Source organism: Haloferax gibbonsii ATCC 33959, assembly GCF_000336775.1.
Lineage (GTDB): Archaea > Halobacteriota > Halobacteria > Halobacteriales > Haloferacaceae > Haloferax > Haloferax gibbonsii.
The window spans coordinates 49,791-66,414 of record NZ_AOLJ01000025.1 but is presented as its reverse complement, the minus strand read 5'-3'; the positions used below and the strand labels follow the sequence as shown (position 1 = coordinate 66,414).

The following is a 16,624-nucleotide window of genomic DNA, read 5'->3' as shown; positions in this document are numbered from 1 at the left end:
GCACGACCGGAGGGAGTGCTTCGGTGTTTCCGCCACGATTAGTGACGGAAGTCAGTGAGACGAACGAATGTGAGTCTCGCGCGATTTTGGGCACGACTGGGCATCTCCTCTCTCACTTCCAGACGCCCCGAGACCGTTCCCACGTCCTAACACCGACGGTGTCCCTTCAAGTGTCGGCGAGGCGAACACAGAGGTATGTACGAACACATCCTGGTGCCGACCGACGGGAGCGAGGGGACGATGCAGGCGGTCGAACACGCGCTCGAACTCGCCGACGCGGAGTCGAAGATTCACGTGCTGTCGGTCGTCGACCAGCGGGTGTACCTCGCCGCCGGCGGCGACCAACAGGACGCGGTCATCCAGTCGCTCCGCGACGACGCGGTACAGGCGGTCGAGCGGTGCGCCGAGAAGTGCGAGGGGAAGGCCTCGACGGCGACCGCAATCCGCGACGGCGTGCCGCACCGGGTCATCCTCGACTACGCCGACGAACACGACGTCGACGTGGTCGTCATGGGAACCCACGGGCGGACCGGTCGCGACAAACTCACGTCGCTCGGGAGCGTCACCGAGCGCGTCATCGAGAACGCCAAACGCCCGGTGCTCGTCGTTCACATCGACTGACTCCGGCGCGTTAAGCGCACTCCGGTGACGTTCCGGGTCGCCCGCGGAGCGTCGCCGATGACAGCGGTGGCGGTCGGGGCTGTCGGGCGACCGGCGTCGTGTCGCAGGAGTGACGTGGAGCGTTAGGCCTAAGCCCACCGTCCGGTTTCTCACGCGTATGGAGTACCACGAGGCGGTGAACTTCCTTTTCGACCTCCGGCGGTTTCAGGTCAAGCCGGGGACCGAGTCGATTCAGCGGTTGCTCTCTCACCTCGGCGACCCCCACGAAGGCGTGTCGTTCGTGCAGGTCGCGGGGTCGAACGGCAAAGGAAGCACCGCCCGGATGGTCGACGCGATACTGCGCGAGTCGGGCGCGCACGTCGGCCTCTACACCTCGCCGCACTTCGACGACGTGCGGGAGCGAATCCGCGTCGACGGCCGGAAGATTCCGAAGGCCGCGCTGTCGACGTTCGTGGCCGAAGCCAAGCCGTACCTCGTCGAGCGGGCCGCCGACGGCGAGCCGCTGACCTTTTTCGAGACCGTGACCGCGCTCGCGCTGTGGTACTTCGACCGCGCGGACGTGGACGTGGCGGTCCTCGAAGTCGGGATGGGCGGCGAACTCGACGCGACGAGCGCCGTCGACCCGGTCGCCAGCGCCGTCACCAACGTCTCGCTCGAACACACCGCCGTCCTCGGCGATACCGTCGCGGAAATCGCGAAGACGAAAGCGGCCGTCGCGCCCGCCGACGCACCGCTCGTAACCGGGGCGACCGGCGAGGCGCTGTCGGTCATCCGCGAGGAGGTCGGCGACGTGCTGACCGTCGGCGACGCCGGCTCCGAAGCCGACGTTCGCGCCTCCTACGGCGGCCGCGTCAACCACCAGGAGGCCGCCGTCACCGTCGAGACCGACGACGAGACGCTCGACGTTCGAATCCCGCTTTTGGGCGCGTATCAGGCGCAAAACGCCGGTATCGCCGTTTCGATCGCCCGGCAGGTCCGCCCCGACATCGACGAGGAGGCGATTCACCGCGGCCTCCGAAACGCCCACTGGCCGGGTCGGTTCGAGGTCATGGGCACGGAGCCGACGGTCGTCCTCGACGGCGCGCACAACCCCGACGCCTGCGCGCAGGTCGCCACCGTCCTCGACGAGTTCGACTACGACGACCTCCACCTCGTCTACGGGGCGATGCACGACAAGGACCACAGCGAGATGGTCGGAGCGCTCCCGGAGGTCGCGTCGGTCGTCACCTGCAAGGCGGACATCTCGCGGGGCGAAGACCCCGAGATTCTGTCGTCCGTCTTCGAGCGACTCGACGGCCCCGAAGTGGAGACCGGCGGCGCGGTCGCCTCGGCGCTCGACCGGGCGCGCGCCCGCGCCGCCCCGGACGACTGCGTGCTCGTCGTCGGCTCGCTGTACGTCGTCGCCGAGGCGCGCACGACGTGGACGCGGGCGGTCGTCCCGAAATCCCACCGCACCCTCGACGACGCTCGCCGGACGCTCGAACGCGCGAACGTGTCGGACGCCGCCGACCGGGGGGCGCGCGCGAAGCGGGCGGTCAATCGAACTGTCCACACCCGCGTCCAGCGCCGACAGGCCCGAGTGCTCCGCGAGGAACTGCTGTCCGTCGGCGGCGACTGCGCCGTCTCGGGCCACGAGTTCGGCGGCGAACTCGTCGACGTGGTCCTGACCGGGACGCTCGACCAGTTCGAGCGACTGACGGCGGCCCTCGAAGCCCGGCCGTACGCGCTCGCGGGGGTCGCAGCGGAGATTCGGGAGGCGTTCGGCGCGAGCGGCACCGACCGCGACGACGCCGGCGAGTACCCGTGGGACGACGGCACGGCCGTCATGGGTATCCTGAACGTGACGCCGAACAGCTTCCACGACGGCGGGGAGTTCTACGACATCGACGACGCCGTCGAACAGGCGCGGGCGATGGTCGACGCCGGGGTAGACATCATCGACGTGGGCGGCGAGAGCACCCGTCCCGGCGCGGACGAGGTCCCGGTCGACGAGGAGATTCGCCGCGTCGCGCCCGTCATCGAGGCCATCGCCGACCTCGACGTGCTCGTCTCGGTCGACACCCGGAAGGCGGCCGTCGGCGAGGCCGCCCTCGACGCCGGCGCGGACATCCTCAACGACGTGACCGGCCTCGAAGACCCCGAGATGCGCTTTCTCGCGGCCGAGCGCGACACGCCCGTCATCGTGATGCACAGCATCGACGCGCCGGTCGACCCGTCCCGCGAGGTCGACTACGACGACGTGGTCGAGGACGTCATCGACGAACTGACCGAACTGGTGTTACTCGCCGAGAAGGCGGGCATCCCCCGGCGGAACCTCATCGTCGACCCCGGTCTCGGCTTCGGGAAGTCGAAGGCCGAGAACTTCGAACTCCTCGGGCGCGCCGACGAGTTCGCCGCGCTCGGCTGTCCGATTCTCGTCGGCCACTCCCACAAGTCGATGTTCTCGCTCGTCGGCGAGGAGCCGGGCGACAACCTCGCGGCGACCGTCGCGGGCACGACCATCGCCGCCGACCGCGGGGCCGACATCGTCCGCGTCCACGACGTGCCGGAGAACGTCGCGGCCGTGAACGTCGCGCTCGCCTCGCGGGACCCGAGCCGGTTCGAAGGCGACTCGGAGAGCGAAGACTGAGACACGGCTGCCGGCTCAGGTCCCGCGCTTCGACAAATTCTTGTCACACACTTGATTCGATTCGCGTATGTCCCTCCTCCCGTACTGGCTCTCGACGGAGTTCCCACACGTGCTGGTCGTCGCCGTTCCCCTCCTGTTGATACTTCTCCTCGCCGGCGGCCTCGAACGCCGAGTGGCGGAACTGGAAACGAAACTCGACGAGCGGTCCGACGAGTGAGTGGCGTTTCCCGGTCGTTCGGGAGCCGAATCAGGTACTGGACCGGGAGCCGGAGGCCGGGTCAGCAGTCGGAGCCGGTGTTTTTCTGCGCCGGGTGCCTACTCTCTCCTCGTGTGCACACTCATCCTCGCGTGGCAGGTGTTCGAAGACGCGCCGGTTGTCGTCGCCGCCAACCGCGACGAGCAACTCGGCAGGCCCGCCGAACCGCCACGGCGATGGGACGACGGCGACGGCCCCGCAATCGTCGCCCCGCGGGACGCCGAGGCGGGCGGGACGTGGGTCGGCTACAACGACGCCGGCGTCTTCGTCGGCATCACCAACCGCTGGGTCGAGGTCGCGGGGGGCGGCGAGCGTTCCCGGGGCCGCCTCGTCCGCGACGCGCTCCGCCGTGAGACCGCCGAGGACGCCGCCCGGTTCGTCGAACACGCGGTCGACGACCACACCTACGACGGCTTCAACCTCGTCGTCGCCGACGAGAACGCCGCGCTGTTCTTCGAGTGGGACGGCAGCGTCTCGGTTCGGAACTTCGACCCCGGCGTCCGCGTGGTCGTCAACGTCGGCACGCCCGACTCGTGGTTCGTCCCCGAGCGACGGCCCGAAGTTGGGGAGCGGCAGGCCGACAACGCCCGGCGATTGGAGGAGGCGCTCCAGCCCGAGCCCGACGAGTCGGTGACTGCGTGGCGCGAGCGGGCGAAGGCGGCGCTGGGCGACCACGACTTCGGCGTCTGCGTCCACGACCCGGAGGGTCGGTTCGGCACGCGCTCGTCGTCGGTCATCACGCTCGGCGAGGCGGAATTCGCCTACGAATTCGCCGACGGCCCGCCGTGTCAGACCGCCTTCGAACCGGTCGAACGTCAGGATTAAACCGCTCGCACGACGTGTAGGTGGTATGAGCGCGAGCGAAGCCGAGCAAGACCTTTCTTCCGACGAGCACGCGGGACTGGAACTCATCCGCGAGTCGGGCGGCATCCACCAGAGCGACTTCTGGAAAGAACTCGACATCTCCTCCCGGAAGGGGAGCCGCATCGCCGAGGTGCTGGAGTCGCTCGGTCTCATCAAGCGAACCGAGACCGTCTACAACGGCCACACCACCTACTACCTCGAACCCGCCGCGCGCGACCTCAGCTTCTCGATGCTGATGGCGGGCGACATGCTCTCGCCGCTCATCGGTGAAGAAGAGATAAACGCCAACAGCAACGCCTTCTCGCAGTGGCTCATGAACCTCGCCTACGAGGAGTACTGAGACGACCGCGGTCTCGTTCGAGAACCCGATAGACGACCGCTTTCCCGATTCTGTTTCCGGTCCGTTTTCCCTTCCGTCCGGGTCTGTTTTCATCCCGTTCAGCGTCTCGCTTGCACCCGTCACCGACCGTGAGCGACGCGACGCTCCGCCCGCCGCGTCCGAGCCGACGGTGCGGTCGCTCGGGGGGATGGGAGTCGAAGAAGAACGCGCGAGAACGGGAACCGCGGGACGCGGTTTACTCTTCGGTCTGTTCGTCGTCCTCGGTCGCCAACAGGTCGTTGGCTTCGAGGTAGCTCTCGATTTCGTCGTTAGACAGCTCGACGAAGCGCTCGGTCTCCGCGGAGACCGTCGCCACGTCGACGCCGTCGGGCGAGGTGCCCTCCTCGCTGGTCGAGCCGATGGCTTCGAGCGCGAGTTCGATACCCTCGTCGAGGGTCAGGTCGTCGCGGAAGTTCTCTTCGAGGTGCTCTTGGTGGTCGCCGCGGTCGGCTCCGATGGAGACGGCCTTCCACTCGTAGGGGGTCCCCGAGGGGTCCGTCTCGTAGAGACGGGGGGTGCCGTTTTCGACGCCGCCGATGAGGAGCGCGACGCCGAACGGGCGCGCGCCGCCGACCTGCGTGTACTGCTGGATGTGGTCGGTGACTTCCTTGGTCAGCGTCTCGATGCCGATGGGTTCGCCGTAGCGGAGGCGGTTGACCTGCGACTGGCGGCGGGCGAAGTCGATGAGCTGGCGGGCGTCGGCGACGTGGCCGGCGCTCGCGATGCCGATGTGGTCGTCCGCCTTGTGAATCTTCTCGACGCTCGTCGGCTCCATCAGCGGCGATCGAGAGCGCTTGTCCGCCGCGAGGACGACGCCCTCGGGCGTTCGCACGCCGATGCTCGCGGTGCCGCGCTTGACGGCCTCACGAGCGTATTCGACCTGATAGAGTCGACCATCCGGCGAGAAGATCGTAATCCCGCGGTCGTACGCCTGTTGTTGCGCTTGTCCCTGCATGGAATATCACTCGAAATCGAGTTGCGTCGCGCCCGTGAACCCGTCCGGACCGCCGACGTCCAAGAGTGAGTCGCGGACGACGGCGGTTCGGGATTCGTTCTCGAACACGACGGTTCTCTCCTCGGAAATTCCGGCCCGGCCGTGTAAATACCTTTCCGAACAGGCACGCACTGTCCCCGAGACGCCTCTCACTCTCACCCCGACGGGGTCGCCGCCGACGGCGTCGATGCAGGCGAGCGCGGCCCGGGCGTCTTCGACGTGACCGCGACGGGCGCGGACGATAGTCTCGGCGATACCGTCGGCGTAGTCGAATCCGAGGACGGTGAGGTCGGCGTCGGCGCTCCCGGCGTCGCCGTAGAGGTTCTGGGCGGCGTACCAGAGTTCGCGCTGGAACGGCCCGCGGCCGAGGTCGGCGTCGGGCCACGTCTCGACTTCGACGGCGAGGTACCGCCGCCGCGGCCGGAGGTGTTTGGGCAGGTGTTTCATCGGTTCAGTTCACTCGTCGGCGGTCGGCGCTCGCTCGGCGACGAGGACGCCCACCTGCTCGTGGACGGACTCGACGGCCGTGAGGACGAACCCGGCGTCCGTGAGCGCGTCGGCGAGGAAGCCGACGGTCGCGGGGTCGTCCACCTCGGGCGAGTAAAACGGCTCGTCGGGGTCGGGCGTCCCGAAGAACATCACGTCGCCGAGGACGAACCGCCGGGGTTCGAGGTCGGCGATGACCCCGATTGCCTCGCGTTTCTCCTCGTCGGAGAGGTGGTGCATGGCGAAGTTCGTGACCACGATGTCGATTTGCTCGTCGTCGTCCACGTTCGGTTCGCGGAACCGGCCCTCGCCGAACTCGACGTTCTCGATGCCGACTTCGGCCGCCTTGGTTCGGGCCTGTTCGAGCATCCCCTCGCTGATGTCGCGGCCGACGACGCGCTTCGCGTCGGGGGCGAGCGCGAGGGCGATAGCGCCCGTTCCGGTGCCGAGGTCGAGGACCACGTCCTCGGGGGAGGGGTCGGCGTAGTGGACGACGAGCGAGACGCACGCGCGGTACTCATCGCTGTCTTGCGAATCGTCGTACTCCGCGGCGATGTGGGAAAAGCGGGCGGCGTGTTCCTCAATCGTCTTCTTCATACCGTCCCCGTTTGACGCCGGGGGCTATGAACGACTCGGACATGCGCTCGCGGTTGCGCGCCGCGAGGCGACCCCACTCGCGGAGGCCGTCGAGCACCTGCTCGGGGTCGAAGCCGATGACCTCGCCCAGCCCCGCCAGCTCGCGGGGGCTCCGCAGGTGGAGGTGCGACGACGGGGTCGCGGAGACGACGTAGGGCGCGTCGTAGTACTCGACGAGTTCGCGGAGCTTCCGGAGGGCCGAAATCGCCTGTACGCGAGTCCCCCCGTCGCTTCGAAGCACCGGACCGAAGTCGAACTCCACGCGGACGCCGTTGTCGCGGGCGGCCTTGGCGAGGACGTGATTGAAGTTGCCGTCGCCGTCCATCGGACGCGAGAGCACGTCCACTCGCGGCTGTTCGACGGCGAAGCGGTTGAGCGCGTTCGTGCCGCCGCGGAGGATGAGCAGTTCGCGCTGCGGGCGGTAGTTCCCGACCGCGCCGCTGGCGCGTTCCGGGTTCGACGCGTCGATTTCGACGGCGTCGACGAGGTCCACGTCGAGGTCGTCGCGCAGGCGGTCGTAGTCGGGGCTGGCGTCGAGCGCGCGGACGACGACGCCGTCGTAGTCGTACCGACCGGCGGCGACGGCGGCGCGGCTGGCCGTGCTCTCGCCGTCGGGGTGTGCGTAGACCGCCTCGTACATACGCCGACACAGGAACGGGTGGGAAAAGGGCGTTGCGTTCCGGGGCTCCGGCGCGAGGGCGGGCGACGGACCGTCAGAACCGGGCGTACGCAGCGAACGACGCGAGGCAGAGCGCGGCGACGCCCGCACCGACGCCGAAGCCGGGGACCTCGAACCCGGACCGCGAATCGGTCGTCGTCGCCGTCGACGGCGGGGCCGTTTCGGTCGTCGTCGCCGTGGTCTCGACGTCGGGCGTGAGCGTCGAGTCACCGGGCATGTTGTGCGTCACGAGCGTGGCGTTTTCTTGGTAGATAGACTGCTGGTTGTGGCGAATCGAGACTTGAACCGGACCGCCGCGGAGCTGGGACAGCTCCGAGAGGTCGAACGTGACGTCGAACGTGCCGTTTTCGCCGACGCGGACGGCCTTCGAGACGAGGAACGGGTGGGTGTCACCCACGGACTTCACGCGGACGCCGATGAGCGTCCCGGACGAGAACGAGGTCGTCCCGTGGATGTGCTCGTCATCGGCCGCGTCGAGCGTGAGTCCCTCGCCGGAGTGGTCGATAACGGTGCCGTCGGCGGCGACGGCTCCCGGAAGCGACAGCGCGACGACGACGAGGAGGGAGACGACGAGATGGGGAGGGCGCATCGTCCGAAACGTATCGTTCGGACAACAAGTACGTTTTGATTAATTAACAGTTAGGCGGTGAGCGCGGTGAGCGCGGCGCGGAGCGCGGCGGCCGCGGTTCGCACGTCGTCGGTGCGCACGTACTCTCTGTCGGCGTGCGCGACCGCGCCCTCGTCGTCGGCGAGGTCGCCGGGACCGAAGACGACGACGGGCGCGGGCGAGAAGTAGGAGGCCTCGGTCGCGGCCGTGAAGGGCCGGACGTCCGCCCGCCCGCCGGCGTCTCGGGAGGCCGCGGCGAGCGCCGTCACGAGTTCGTGGTCGGGGTCGGTCGCGAACGCTTCGAGGAACGGCGTCGGGCGCTCCGTGAGCGCGAAGTCGACGCCAACGTCGTCGGGCGCGGCGGCCCGGAGCGTCGATTCGAGTTCCTCGCGGAAGCCCTCGGCCGTCTCCGGCGGGACGCTCCGGCGGTCGACCACGAGTCGGCAGTCGGCGGGCACCTGATTCGAGTTCGCGCCGCCGTCGACCATCGTCGGCGTCAGCGTCGCCGGGCCGAGTTCGGGGTGGGCCTCGCGGTCGTCGTCGAACGACCGGAGCGCGTCGAGGACCGGCGCGAGCGCGTCCACGGCGTTGACGCCCGACTGCGGCTCGGCCGCGTGCGCGGCGACGCCCGACAGCGACACCGTTCCCTCGAACCGACCCTTCGCGGCCGTACAGACGTCGAGGCCGGTCGGCTCGCCGACGATGTACATGTCGCCGCCGAGGTCGAGTTCGGCCGCGCCCGTCGAGAGGAGTTCCTCGTCGGGCGTGATGGCGAGCGTCACTCGGGCGTCGGGGCCGGGGTCGGCGGCGAAGAAGGCCGAAAGCAGGGCCGCGAGTGGGCCCTTGGCGTCGCAGGAGCCGCGGCCGTGGATGACGCCATCGTCGCGGTCGTACGGGACGTGCGGCGAGACGGTGTCGATGTGCGTGTTGAGGACGAGGTGCGTCGCCGGCTCCGCCGCTCCCTTCGAGGCGACGGTGTTGCCGGCGTCGTCCACGGTCGGGGAGACGCCCTCGGCTTCGAGCGTCTCGACCAGCAGGTCGCGCATCTCGCCCACGTCGTCGTTCGACGCGACGGGGACGGCCCGTTCGAGGAACGCCACGGGGTCGAACCCGTCGGCGTCGCCGCTCATCGCTCGCGGAAGACGATGTCGGCTTCGCCGTCGCCCTCGTAGACGGCCGGTCCGCCGAGGAGCGCGGAGCCCTCGTCGGGGACGGTCACGGAGAGCGCGCCGCCCGGCGGGGTGACGGTTACGGGGTCGTCACCGGAGACGTGTCCGAGTCGCTTCGCGGCCGCGACGACGGCGACCGCGCCGGTGCCGCAGGACTGCGTCTCGCCTTCGACGCCGCGCTCGAAGGTGCGCTGGCGGAAGCCGCCCTCGCCGTCGGGGGAGGCGAGCGTGACGTTCGCGCCCTCGGTGAACACCGGTGCGTGACGGACCGCCGGCGCGACCGATTCGAGGTCCACGTCGTCCACGTCGTCGACGAAGGCGACGGCGTGGGGCACGCCCGTGTTGACGGCCGTGACGGTCAGGCCCTCGACCTCGGTGTCGACGAGTTCGTCGTCGGACGCGAGCGGTACGTCGCGGGGCGCAAACGAGGGCGCGCCCATCTCGACGGTCACGTCGGTGCCGTCGAGGCTCGCGCGGCGGGTCCCTGCGGGCGTGTCTATCATGACTTCGTTCGTGCCGGTTCGCTCGGCGGCCCACGCGGCCGCGACGCGAGCGCCGTTGCCGCACATGGCGGCGACGGAGCCGTCGGGCTGGACGAGGGTCATGACGACCCGCGGCGGGTCGTAGCGCGATTCGAGCGCGAGGAACAGGACGCCGTCTGCGCCGCGGCGTTCGCTCTCGCTCAGGGTGATTCCGGCCTCGCGGTCGCAGTGGGTGCGGGCGAAGGCGGGTCGGTCCGGGACCGGGTCGTCTGCGTCGACGACGAAGAAGTCGTTTCCAGTGCCGTGGAACTTTTCGAAGGGAACGGTGTTGAGTACGCTCATGATTCTGTGTTGGTGCTTGGTCAGTTGGGGATGTGCTCGGATGCGGTTCGTTCGAGTGCGGTGACGTCGTCGAGGGTCTCGCGCCGGCGGGCCAGTCGGGGGCCGTCGGCGTCGAGGACGACTTCCGGGGGGCGCGGTCGAGAGTTGTAGGTGCTCGCCATCTCGTAGCCGTACGCCCCCGCGTTGCCGAGCGCGAGACAGTCGCCGCGCTCGGGTTCGGGGAGTTCGCGGCCGTCGGCGAACACGTCGCTCGTCTCGCAGACGGGGCCCGCGACGATGGTCGAAACCGGGTCGGCGTCGGGCCGAGAGAGGTTCGAAATCGCGTGGTACGCGTCGTACATCGCCGGTCGGAGCAGGGTCGTCATACCAGCGTCGATGCCGACGACGGTCGTCTCGGGGGCCTCCTTCACGGTGTTGACCCGCGAGAGGAGGACGCCGGCGTCGGCGACGACGTAGCGGCCGGGTTCGATTGCGAGTCGCGCGTCCACCTCGCCGAGCGCCTCGCGGGTCGCGTCGGCGACGGCGTCGAGGTCGAGCGGCGGTTCGTCCTCGCGGTAGGGGACGCCGAAGCCGCCGCCCACGTCGACGAATTCGAGGTCGCCGACCTCTCGGGCGAGGTCGCCCATCCGGCGGACCAACTCGCGGTGCGCCGAGAGGTCGTCGCCGGAGATGCCGCTTCCAGCGTGGGCGTGGACGCCGACGAGGTCGAACTCGTCGCGCGCGTCGGCGGCGATGTCGGGGACGCGGTCGATGGGGATGCCGAACTTCGCGTGCCCGCCGGTCGTGACCTTCTCGTGGTGGCCCGCGCCGACGCCGGGGTTCGCGCGAAGGCAGAGCCGACCGTCGAAGCCGCGCTCGCGCAGGCGGTCGATAGTGTCCGCCGCGCCGACCGTGACGGTCATCTCGGGGTTCGACTCCCACCGCGAGACGACGTGGTCGAGGTCGGCGTCCGGCGGGTTGACCGCCGTGTAGCGGACGCGCTCGCCGGGGAAGCCGGCGTCGAGGGCGCGCTCGACTTCGCCCGCGGAGGCGCACTCGGCGTCGACGCCGGCCTCGCGGACGGTTTCGAGCACCGCGCGACCGGCGTGGGCCTTGACGGCGTAGCTGACGTGCGCCTCGGGGAACGCCTCGCGGAGTCGGTGACAGTTCTCGCGGACGCGACGGAGGTCGGTCACGTACAGCGGCGAGCCGAACTCGTCGGCGAGCGACAGCAGGTGCTCGCGGTCCCAGTCCGAGAGCCGCCGGACGGCCGGCCCGCCGCCGCTCATTCGCGCAGCGCCTCCTCCCGACGGGTGGCGTCGAGGGTGTCGTCCTCGATGTCGAGGGCGACGACCGCGGGCTTGTACGCGCCGCCGGCGAACAGGTCGTGGTCGCCGAGCGACGACTCCACGAAGCGCGTGAAGGCGCGGCGGTTCGCGGGCAGGTGGCCGTAGTAAATCTCCTCGTCCACGAGGTCGTAGACGGGGATTCGGGGCGTCAGAAGCGTGTTCTCGCCGACGATGGAGTTCTCGCCGACGACGAAGCCGGAGGTGACTCGACAGCCCGCGCCGAGCGCCGCGCCGTCTTCGACGACGACCGGGGCGTCCTCGACGGGTTCGAGCACGCCGCCGATGAGCGTGTTCGCGCCGAGCTTGACGTTCGCGCCGATCTGCGCGCAGGAGCCGACGGTGTCACAGGAGTCCACGAGCGTGCCGTCGCCGACGTGCGCGCCGACGTTCACGAACGAGGGGCTCATCATGATGCAGTCGGAGCCGAGGTACGCGCCGCGGCGGATGGCGGTGCCGTCCGGGGTGTTGCGCGTGCCGCGCTCGCCGAGGTCTTCGGTGTCGCGCAGGGGGAGCACGTCGTGGTAGCGGACGTCGCCGTACTCGCGGGCGAGCGTCTCGCGCAGGCCGAAGTTGAGCAGGATGCCCCGCTTGACCCACTCGTTGGCCTCCCACGAGGTCACGTCGGAGCCGGTCTTCTCGGCGGCGCGCACCTCGCCCGCTTCGAGGGCGTCGAGGAACGCGTCGAGCGTGTCGAGTTCGTCGACGGTCGCCGATTCGGCGTCCACGTCGCCGTCGTTGTATCGCTGCCACAGGTCTCGTACGTCGGATTCCAGGTTCATTCGAGTACCTCGGTGAAGTCGTACCACCCGGCGTCGCGGTCGGAGAGCCACGCCGCGGCGTCGAGCGCGCCGGCGGCGAAGACACCCCGCGACCCCGCGCGGTGCGTGAGTGAAAGAGACTCGTGATTTCCAGCCAGTAATACCTCGTGCTCACCGGCAATATCCCCCGCCCGGCGAGCGTGGACGCCGACTTCGCCCTCGGACCGGGGCGCTTCGCCCTCGCGGCCGTGGACGCGCGGGGACTCACCGCGTGCTTCGTCGATGTCGTCGAGGATGGTCAGCGCCGTTCCGCTCGGGGCGTCGCGCTTGGCGTTGTGGTGCGTCTCCGTGAGTTCGATGTCGTAGCCGTCGAGGGCGGGAACCGCCTCGCGGACGGCCCGGCGGAGCGCCGCGATGCCGCGCGAGAAGTTCGAGGCGTACAGCACCGGGACCTCCGATGCGGACTCGCGGAGCGCGTCGAAGCCGCCCTCGCTCAGCCCGGTCGTCCCGGTGACGAAGCCGACGCCCGCCTCCGCGCAGGCCGACGCGTACTCGATGCAGGAACCCGGGCCGGTGAAGTCGACCACGACGTCGGGGTCGCGCGAGGCGAGCAGGTCGGCGAAGTCGGCCGCGTCCTCGACGGCGACGCCCTCGACCTCGTCGCCGGGCGAGCGGCTGACCGCGAAGGCGACCGAGAGGTCGTCGCGGTCGGCGGCCGCGGCGAGGACTTCCCCGCCCATGCGGCCGGTCGCGCCGGTGACGCCGAGAGAGACCGTCACTCGGCAGCACCCCCGTCCGGAATCGCCTGTTCGGCTTCGAGGTCGGACAGCAGGCGGCGCAGTTCCTCGGTGTTCTCCTCGGTGAGGCGGGTGAGCGGCGGGCGCAGGCTCGCCGGGCCGTAACCCCGAATCTCCATGGCCTCCTTGACCGGGATGGGGTTCGTCTCGGAGAACAGGTGGCGGTTCAGCGGGGCGAGGTCGTGGTGGATGTCCCGGGCGCGCTCGTAGTCGCCCTGCAGCGCCGAGTGGACCATCGCGCCGACGCGCGCGGGCTCGACGTTCGCCGTGACCGAGATGGCTCCGACGCCGCCGACCGAGAGAATCGGGAGCGTGAGCGCGTCGTCGCCCGACAGCACCGCGAACTGCTCGTCTCGGGTCCGCTCGACGACCTCCGAAATCTGGCCGAGGTCGCCGCTGGCGGCCTTGTAGGCGGTGATGTTCGGGTGCTCGGCGAGCGTCGCGGCCGTCTCGGGGAGGATGTTGCTCCCGGTGCGCCCGGGGACGTTGTAGACGATTTGCGGCAGGTCGATTTCGTCGGCGATGGTCCGGTAGTGCTCGACGAGACCGCTCTGCTCGGGCTTGTTGTAGTACGGCGAGATGAGAAGCAGCGCGTCGGCCCCGGCGTCGGCGGAGCGCCGAGAGAGTTCGAGCGCCTCGCGGGTCGAGTTCGACCCGGAGCCGGCGACGACGGGCACGTCCTCGACGGCCTCGACGGCCGCCTCGACGACCTCGACGTGTTCGTCGTGGGTGAGCGTCGCCGACTCGCCGGTCGAACCGACGGGCACGATGCCGTCGACGCCGGCCTCTTCGAGGCGTCGCACGTCGGCCTGGAACTGTTCGAAGTCGATACTGCCGTCGTCGTGGAACGGCGTGGTCATCGCGGGATAGACGCCGCGGAAGTCGAATGATGTCATGTGTCGGTGATGGGTGTGGTGACGGTCGTGGGAAGGTCGGTATCGGTCGTGTGACCGGAACGTGCGTCAGCCGAAGGCCGCCCGAGACGGGGTCGCTACTCCCGCAACGAGCGATTCAGTACGCACGTTTTTTCGAAAAGAAAGCGGCACGCGACGCTGTCGAGGGTGTGGTGACCTCCGAGGGCCGCGTCGCGTCGTTCACACCGGATGCAGGTGCTGGAAGCGTAATATAACTTGCGTCGTCTGCAGGACCTGCCGGACCTCGACGGCCCGCCTCCGGCGGCTTTGGGGCGCTCTCCGTCCGGTTTCCGGTCACCGAGGTGGACACTCGTCCGACGCGTGCCCGCCTCCCCGGACGGTTATTAGCCCGCGCCGCCCAAGCGTCGTACGAATGACCGAGATTCACCCCGACCAGCGCGTCGCCATCCTCGCCGACGCGCAGAACCTCTACCATACGGCACAGAGTCTGTACTCGCGGAACATCGACTACTCGTCGCTCCTCAAGAAGGGAACGGCGGGCCGCGCGCTCACCCGCGCCATCGCCTACGTCATCCGAGCGGACTCGCCCGACGAGGGGAGTTTTTTCGATGCACTCGTCGACATCGGTTTCGAGACGAAAATCAAGGACATCAAGACGTTCGGCGACGGCTCGAAGAAGGCCGACTGGGACCTCGGCATCGCGCTCGACGCGGTCAGCCTCGCCGACCACGTGGACACGGTCGTCCTCTGTTCGGGCGACGGCGACTTCGAGCGGCTCTGTACCCACCTCCGCCACGAGGGCGTCCGCGTCGAGGTGATGGCGTTCAAGGAGTCCACCGCGGACGAACTCGTCGAGGCGGCGGACGCGTTCATCGACCTCTCCGAACGAAAAGAGACGTTCCTGCTGTAGGTCGCAGGGCGATTATTCGAACTGCGGAATCACCGAGTCGCCGTCGATATCGGGGCCGGCCGTTCCGGCCGGTCCGTTCGAGCCCGAGTCGTGGGCCTCGAAGAAGGCGACCGCGTAGACGTACTGGAACGTCGCCAGAACCATCTGCGTCGCCAGCGAGATGGCGGCGATGGCGGCGATTTCGGTCGGCGAGAATCCGAGGCCCGCCTGCGCCGCCGCGGGGTTCGCCGCGTCCTGTACCTGCTGGACGTTCTGGAACGTCCGAAAGACGATGAATCCCGTGACGGGGATGCTGATGAGGAGGCCGACGACGAACCGGATGACCGAGTAGCCGAGCGAGGGGACGATGTTGTTCCGGACGAGTCGGTAGCTCTCGCCGAACGACTCGATTGCGCCCTTGTCGCCGACGACGACCGCGACGGGGTAGAACTGAACGAGGAAGATGACGACGAAGTACGCCAGCCCGATGAGGCCGAGCACGGCGAGGCCGACGAGGAAGCCGCCGCCGAGAGCGAAGTTGGAGACGTCGCCACCGCCGGCGGCGAGGCCGCCGAGGCCGAGCGAGATGGCCATGACGACCGCGGCGATGAGGAACACGATACCGAAGGCGATGACGATGCCGAGTTGGACGATGTTCGCGAGGAGCATCGGGACGTACTTCTCGCGGCCGACGTCGGTCAGGGTCGAAAGCGAGGTCGACCCCCCGCTGTCGACCGCCTCGTCGGCCATCCCGTAGAGGCCGGCGGCGACGAACGGCGTGACGAAGAACGTCACCGCCATCAGGGCGGTCGGGACGATGGGTATCTGCGCCAACTGCGTGGCGAGTTGCGGGAGCGTGACGAGACCTAAGGCGAGCCCGGCGAGGAACAACACCGGGTTCGAACGGATGCCTCGGAGGGCGGTCTGGAGGGAGCTAATCGCAGCCATACCTCGACGTGTCGATGCGATAATACGTAAAACGGGTGGGTCGAGACGGCGGCGTACTGGGGTCGCGGCCGAGCCCGCGAGCGGCGTGTCAGGCCGTTGGCGTCGCCAGTCGGGCGACGGTGGCGACCGCGCCGAACGCCGCGATGGCGGCGAGCACCGTCGGGAGCCGCCAGTCGAGCGCCGTCTGGGTGAGGAGCGCGCTGCTCGCGAGCAGCAGCACAGTCCCCACGGCGGCGAGTCGAACGTCCACAGACATACTCCGACGGGGGTCTGTCCCGTACTTAGGGCTTTCCGTCTCGAACGTGCGTGCTAACCCGGTACACGCGGCCGGGCGGGACCGCGACCCACTTTAGCCGGCGGGGCGAACGACTGGGTATGACCGAAGGCCACGCGACCGATTTGGACGACCTCCGGGTCGTCGCCGACTACCAGTTCGGGGCCGGCGCGGGCGACGCGCTGTTCCCGACCGACGCGGACATCGAACTCTCGCGCTCGCGCAGCGGCCGCCCGCGGCAGGTGTACGTCGAGGGCGACCGCGTCACCTCCTACGGCACCGACGGCCGGTTCACGCTCGGCGTCGCCGGCGGCCGCCGCCTCTACGACAGTCTCGACGGCGACGCCTACGTCGTCCGCGTCGGCGACGAGTCGGTTCCGTTCGTCAGCGACGGCAAGAACGCCTTCGCCAAGTTCGTCACCGACGCCGACCCGGCGGTTCGCTCGGGCGACGAGGTGTGCGTCGTCGGCCCGGACGGCGACCTGCTGGGCGTCGGCCGCGCGGAACTCTCCGCGGACGCGATGCTCGACTTCGAGGCGGGGATGGCGGTTCGCGTCCGCGAGGGCGCGGACGAAGAATAGGGAAAGCAGACGCGGCCCGCGGACCTCGAT

Annotated in this window: 20 protein-coding genes; 7 read left to right on the top strand and 13 right to left on the bottom strand. The window is 69.4% G+C overall.

The features are described 5' to 3' along the window. The first annotated feature begins 195 nt into the window (after positions 1–195). The 5 genes from C454_RS16970 to C454_RS16955 all read left to right on the top strand — a co-directional run bounded on the left by C454_RS16970 (position 196) and on the right by C454_RS16955 (position 4,710). Positions 196–621, top strand: coding sequence for a universal stress protein (locus C454_RS16970; RefSeq protein ID WP_004977521.1), 426 nt, complete (start codon positions 196–198; stop codon positions 619–621). Between the two features lie 157 nt (positions 622–778). Further along, a complete protein-coding gene (gene folP / locus C454_RS16965; protein WP_004977520.1) occupies positions 779–3,250 on the top strand; it encodes a dihydropteroate synthase in 2,472 nt (823 codons plus the stop codon). A gap of 67 nt (positions 3,251–3,317) precedes the next feature. After that, positions 3,318–3,467: a hypothetical protein gene (locus C454_RS20850; RefSeq protein ID WP_169330639.1), complete on the top strand. Its 150-nt coding sequence runs from the start codon at positions 3,318–3,320 to the stop codon at positions 3,465–3,467. A gap of 111 nt (positions 3,468–3,578) precedes the next feature. Beyond that, positions 3,579–4,331 carry an NRDE family protein gene (locus tag C454_RS16960; protein ID WP_004977519.1) on the top strand — a complete coding sequence of 251 codons (753 nt, stop codon included), beginning with the start codon at positions 3,579–3,581 and terminating at the stop codon, positions 4,329–4,331. Between the two features lie 25 nt (positions 4,332–4,356). Further along, a complete protein-coding gene (locus tag C454_RS16955) occupies positions 4,357–4,710 on the top strand; it encodes a helix-turn-helix transcriptional regulator (protein ID WP_004977518.1) in 354 nt (117 codons plus the stop codon). Between the two features lie 235 nt (positions 4,711–4,945). Here C454_RS16955 and psmA read toward each other — a convergent pair whose 3' ends face one another. The 11 genes from psmA to dapA form a co-directional block, all read right to left on the bottom strand. After that, on the bottom strand, positions 4,946–5,704 hold the full coding sequence (psmA, locus tag C454_RS16950) for an archaeal proteasome endopeptidase complex subunit alpha (protein ID WP_004977517.1): 759 nt from the start codon (positions 5,702–5,704) through the stop codon (positions 4,946–4,948). A gap of 6 nt (positions 5,705–5,710) precedes the next feature. Beyond that, a complete protein-coding gene (locus C454_RS16945; protein WP_004977516.1) occupies positions 5,711–6,190 on the bottom strand; it encodes an Rpp14/Pop5 family protein in 480 nt (159 codons plus the stop codon). 9 nt (positions 6,191–6,199) lie between these two features. Beyond that, complete coding sequence (locus tag C454_RS16940; RefSeq protein ID WP_004977515.1) at positions 6,200–6,826, bottom strand: class I SAM-dependent methyltransferase; 627 nt, start codon at positions 6,824–6,826, stop codon at positions 6,200–6,202. Further along, the gene (locus tag C454_RS16935; RefSeq protein WP_004977514.1) at positions 6,810–7,505 is read right to left on the bottom strand and encodes an RNase P subunit p30 family protein; all 696 of its coding nucleotides are present in this window, start codon (positions 7,503–7,505) and stop codon (positions 6,810–6,812) included. Before C454_RS16935 ends, C454_RS16940 begins: the two co-directional genes overlap by 17 nt. Before the next feature lie 73 nt (positions 7,506–7,578). After that, positions 7,579–8,133 (bottom strand): BGTF surface domain-containing protein, encoded by a 555-nt coding sequence (locus tag C454_RS16930; RefSeq protein ID WP_004977513.1) that lies wholly within the window; start codon positions 8,131–8,133, stop codon positions 7,579–7,581. A 50-nt stretch (positions 8,134–8,183) separates the two neighbouring features. Further along, positions 8,184–9,281 (bottom strand): M20 family metallopeptidase, encoded by a 1,098-nt coding sequence (locus tag C454_RS16925; RefSeq protein WP_004977512.1) that lies wholly within the window; start codon positions 9,279–9,281, stop codon positions 8,184–8,186. Beyond that, positions 9,278–10,144 (bottom strand): diaminopimelate epimerase, encoded by an 867-nt coding sequence (dapF, locus tag C454_RS16920; RefSeq protein WP_004977511.1) that lies wholly within the window; start codon positions 10,142–10,144, stop codon positions 9,278–9,280. The genes C454_RS16925 and dapF overlap by 4 nt, the downstream gene beginning before the upstream one ends. Positions 10,145–10,164: 20 nt before the next feature. Continuing rightward, the gene (gene lysA / locus C454_RS16915; protein ID WP_004977510.1) at positions 10,165–11,412 is read right to left on the bottom strand and encodes a diaminopimelate decarboxylase; all 1,248 of its coding nucleotides are present in this window, start codon (positions 11,410–11,412) and stop codon (positions 10,165–10,167) included. After that, positions 11,409–12,251, bottom strand: coding sequence for a 2,3,4,5-tetrahydropyridine-2,6-dicarboxylate N-succinyltransferase (locus C454_RS16910; RefSeq protein ID WP_004977509.1), 843 nt, complete (start codon positions 12,249–12,251; stop codon positions 11,409–11,411). The genes lysA and C454_RS16910 overlap by 4 nt, the downstream gene beginning before the upstream one ends. Beyond that, complete coding sequence (dapB, locus tag C454_RS16905) at positions 12,248–13,009, bottom strand: 4-hydroxy-tetrahydrodipicolinate reductase (protein WP_004977508.1); 762 nt, start codon at positions 13,007–13,009, stop codon at positions 12,248–12,250. The genes C454_RS16910 and dapB overlap by 4 nt, the downstream gene beginning before the upstream one ends. Beyond that, complete coding sequence (gene dapA / locus C454_RS16900; protein WP_004977507.1) at positions 13,006–13,923, bottom strand: 4-hydroxy-tetrahydrodipicolinate synthase; 918 nt, start codon at positions 13,921–13,923, stop codon at positions 13,006–13,008. The genes dapB and dapA overlap by 4 nt, the downstream gene beginning before the upstream one ends. 391 nt (positions 13,924–14,314) lie before the next feature. Between dapA and C454_RS16895 the strand changes: the two genes are divergently transcribed. Continuing rightward, positions 14,315–14,812, top strand: coding sequence for a LabA-like NYN domain-containing protein (locus C454_RS16895; protein WP_004977506.1), 498 nt, complete (start codon positions 14,315–14,317; stop codon positions 14,810–14,812). Between the two features lie 12 nt (positions 14,813–14,824). On the opposite strand, the gene C454_RS16890 is transcribed toward C454_RS16895, so the two are convergent. Together C454_RS16890 and C454_RS20565 are read right to left on the bottom strand one after the other, a co-directional pair. Continuing rightward, the gene (locus C454_RS16890) at positions 14,825–15,739 is read right to left on the bottom strand and encodes a DUF7847 domain-containing protein (protein WP_004977503.1); all 915 of its coding nucleotides are present in this window, start codon (positions 15,737–15,739) and stop codon (positions 14,825–14,827) included. 88 nt (positions 15,740–15,827) lie between these two features. Then, on the bottom strand, positions 15,828–15,995 hold the full coding sequence (locus tag C454_RS20565) for a hypothetical protein (RefSeq protein WP_156224355.1): 168 nt from the start codon (positions 15,993–15,995) through the stop codon (positions 15,828–15,830). A 119-nt stretch (positions 15,996–16,114) separates the two neighbouring features. Between C454_RS20565 and C454_RS16885 the strand changes: the two genes are divergently transcribed. After that, complete coding sequence (locus C454_RS16885) at positions 16,115–16,594, top strand: PUA domain-containing protein (protein WP_004977500.1); 480 nt, start codon at positions 16,115–16,117, stop codon at positions 16,592–16,594. The last annotated feature ends 30 nt before the right edge of the window (positions 16,595–16,624 follow it).

What these genes read in the sequence shown, in the direction of transcription:
- C454_RS16970 (WP_004977521.1), top strand. Translation starts at nt 196, where the DNA reads ATGTACGAACACATCCTGGTGCCGACCGACGGGAGCGAGGGGACGATG.
- folP (WP_004977520.1), top strand. Translation starts at nt 779, where the DNA reads ATGGAGTACCACGAGGCGGTGAACTTCCTTTTCGACCTCCGGCGGTTT.
- C454_RS20850 (WP_169330639.1), top strand. Translation starts at nt 3,318, where the DNA reads ATGTCCCTCCTCCCGTACTGGCTCTCGACGGAGTTCCCACACGTGCTG.
- C454_RS16955 (WP_004977518.1), top strand. Translation starts at nt 4,357, where the DNA reads ATGAGCGCGAGCGAAGCCGAGCAAGACCTTTCTTCCGACGAGCACGCG.
- psmA (WP_004977517.1), bottom strand. Translation starts at nt 5,704, where the DNA reads ATGCAGGGACAAGCGCAACAACAGGCGTACGACCGCGGGATTACGATC.
- C454_RS16945 (WP_004977516.1), bottom strand. Translation starts at nt 6,190, where the DNA reads ATGAAACACCTGCCCAAACACCTCCGGCCGCGGCGGCGGTACCTCGCC.
- C454_RS16940 (WP_004977515.1), bottom strand. Translation starts at nt 6,826, where the DNA reads ATGAAGAAGACGATTGAGGAACACGCCGCCCGCTTTTCCCACATCGCC.
- C454_RS16935 (WP_004977514.1), bottom strand. Translation starts at nt 7,505, where the DNA reads ATGTACGAGGCGGTCTACGCACACCCCGACGGCGAGAGCACGGCCAGC.
- C454_RS16930 (WP_004977513.1), bottom strand. Translation starts at nt 8,133, where the DNA reads ATGCGCCCTCCCCATCTCGTCGTCTCCCTCCTCGTCGTCGTCGCGCTG.
- C454_RS16925 (WP_004977512.1), bottom strand. Translation starts at nt 9,281, where the DNA reads ATGAGCGGCGACGCCGACGGGTTCGACCCCGTGGCGTTCCTCGAACGG.
- dapF (WP_004977511.1), bottom strand. Translation starts at nt 10,144, where the DNA reads ATGAGCGTACTCAACACCGTTCCCTTCGAAAAGTTCCACGGCACTGGA.
- lysA (WP_004977510.1), bottom strand. Translation starts at nt 11,412, where the DNA reads ATGAGCGGCGGCGGGCCGGCCGTCCGGCGGCTCTCGGACTGGGACCGC.
- C454_RS16910 (WP_004977509.1), bottom strand. Translation starts at nt 12,251, where the DNA reads ATGAACCTGGAATCCGACGTACGAGACCTGTGGCAGCGATACAACGAC.
- dapA (WP_004977507.1), bottom strand. Translation starts at nt 13,923, where the DNA reads ATGACATCATTCGACTTCCGCGGCGTCTATCCCGCGATGACCACGCCG.
- C454_RS16895 (WP_004977506.1), top strand. Translation starts at nt 14,315, where the DNA reads ATGACCGAGATTCACCCCGACCAGCGCGTCGCCATCCTCGCCGACGCG.
- C454_RS16890 (WP_004977503.1), bottom strand. Translation starts at nt 15,739, where the DNA reads ATGGCTGCGATTAGCTCCCTCCAGACCGCCCTCCGAGGCATCCGTTCG.
- C454_RS20565 (WP_156224355.1), bottom strand. Translation starts at nt 15,995, where the DNA reads ATGTCTGTGGACGTTCGACTCGCCGCCGTGGGGACTGTGCTGCTGCTC.
- C454_RS16885 (WP_004977500.1), top strand. Translation starts at nt 16,115, where the DNA reads ATGACCGAAGGCCACGCGACCGATTTGGACGACCTCCGGGTCGTCGCC.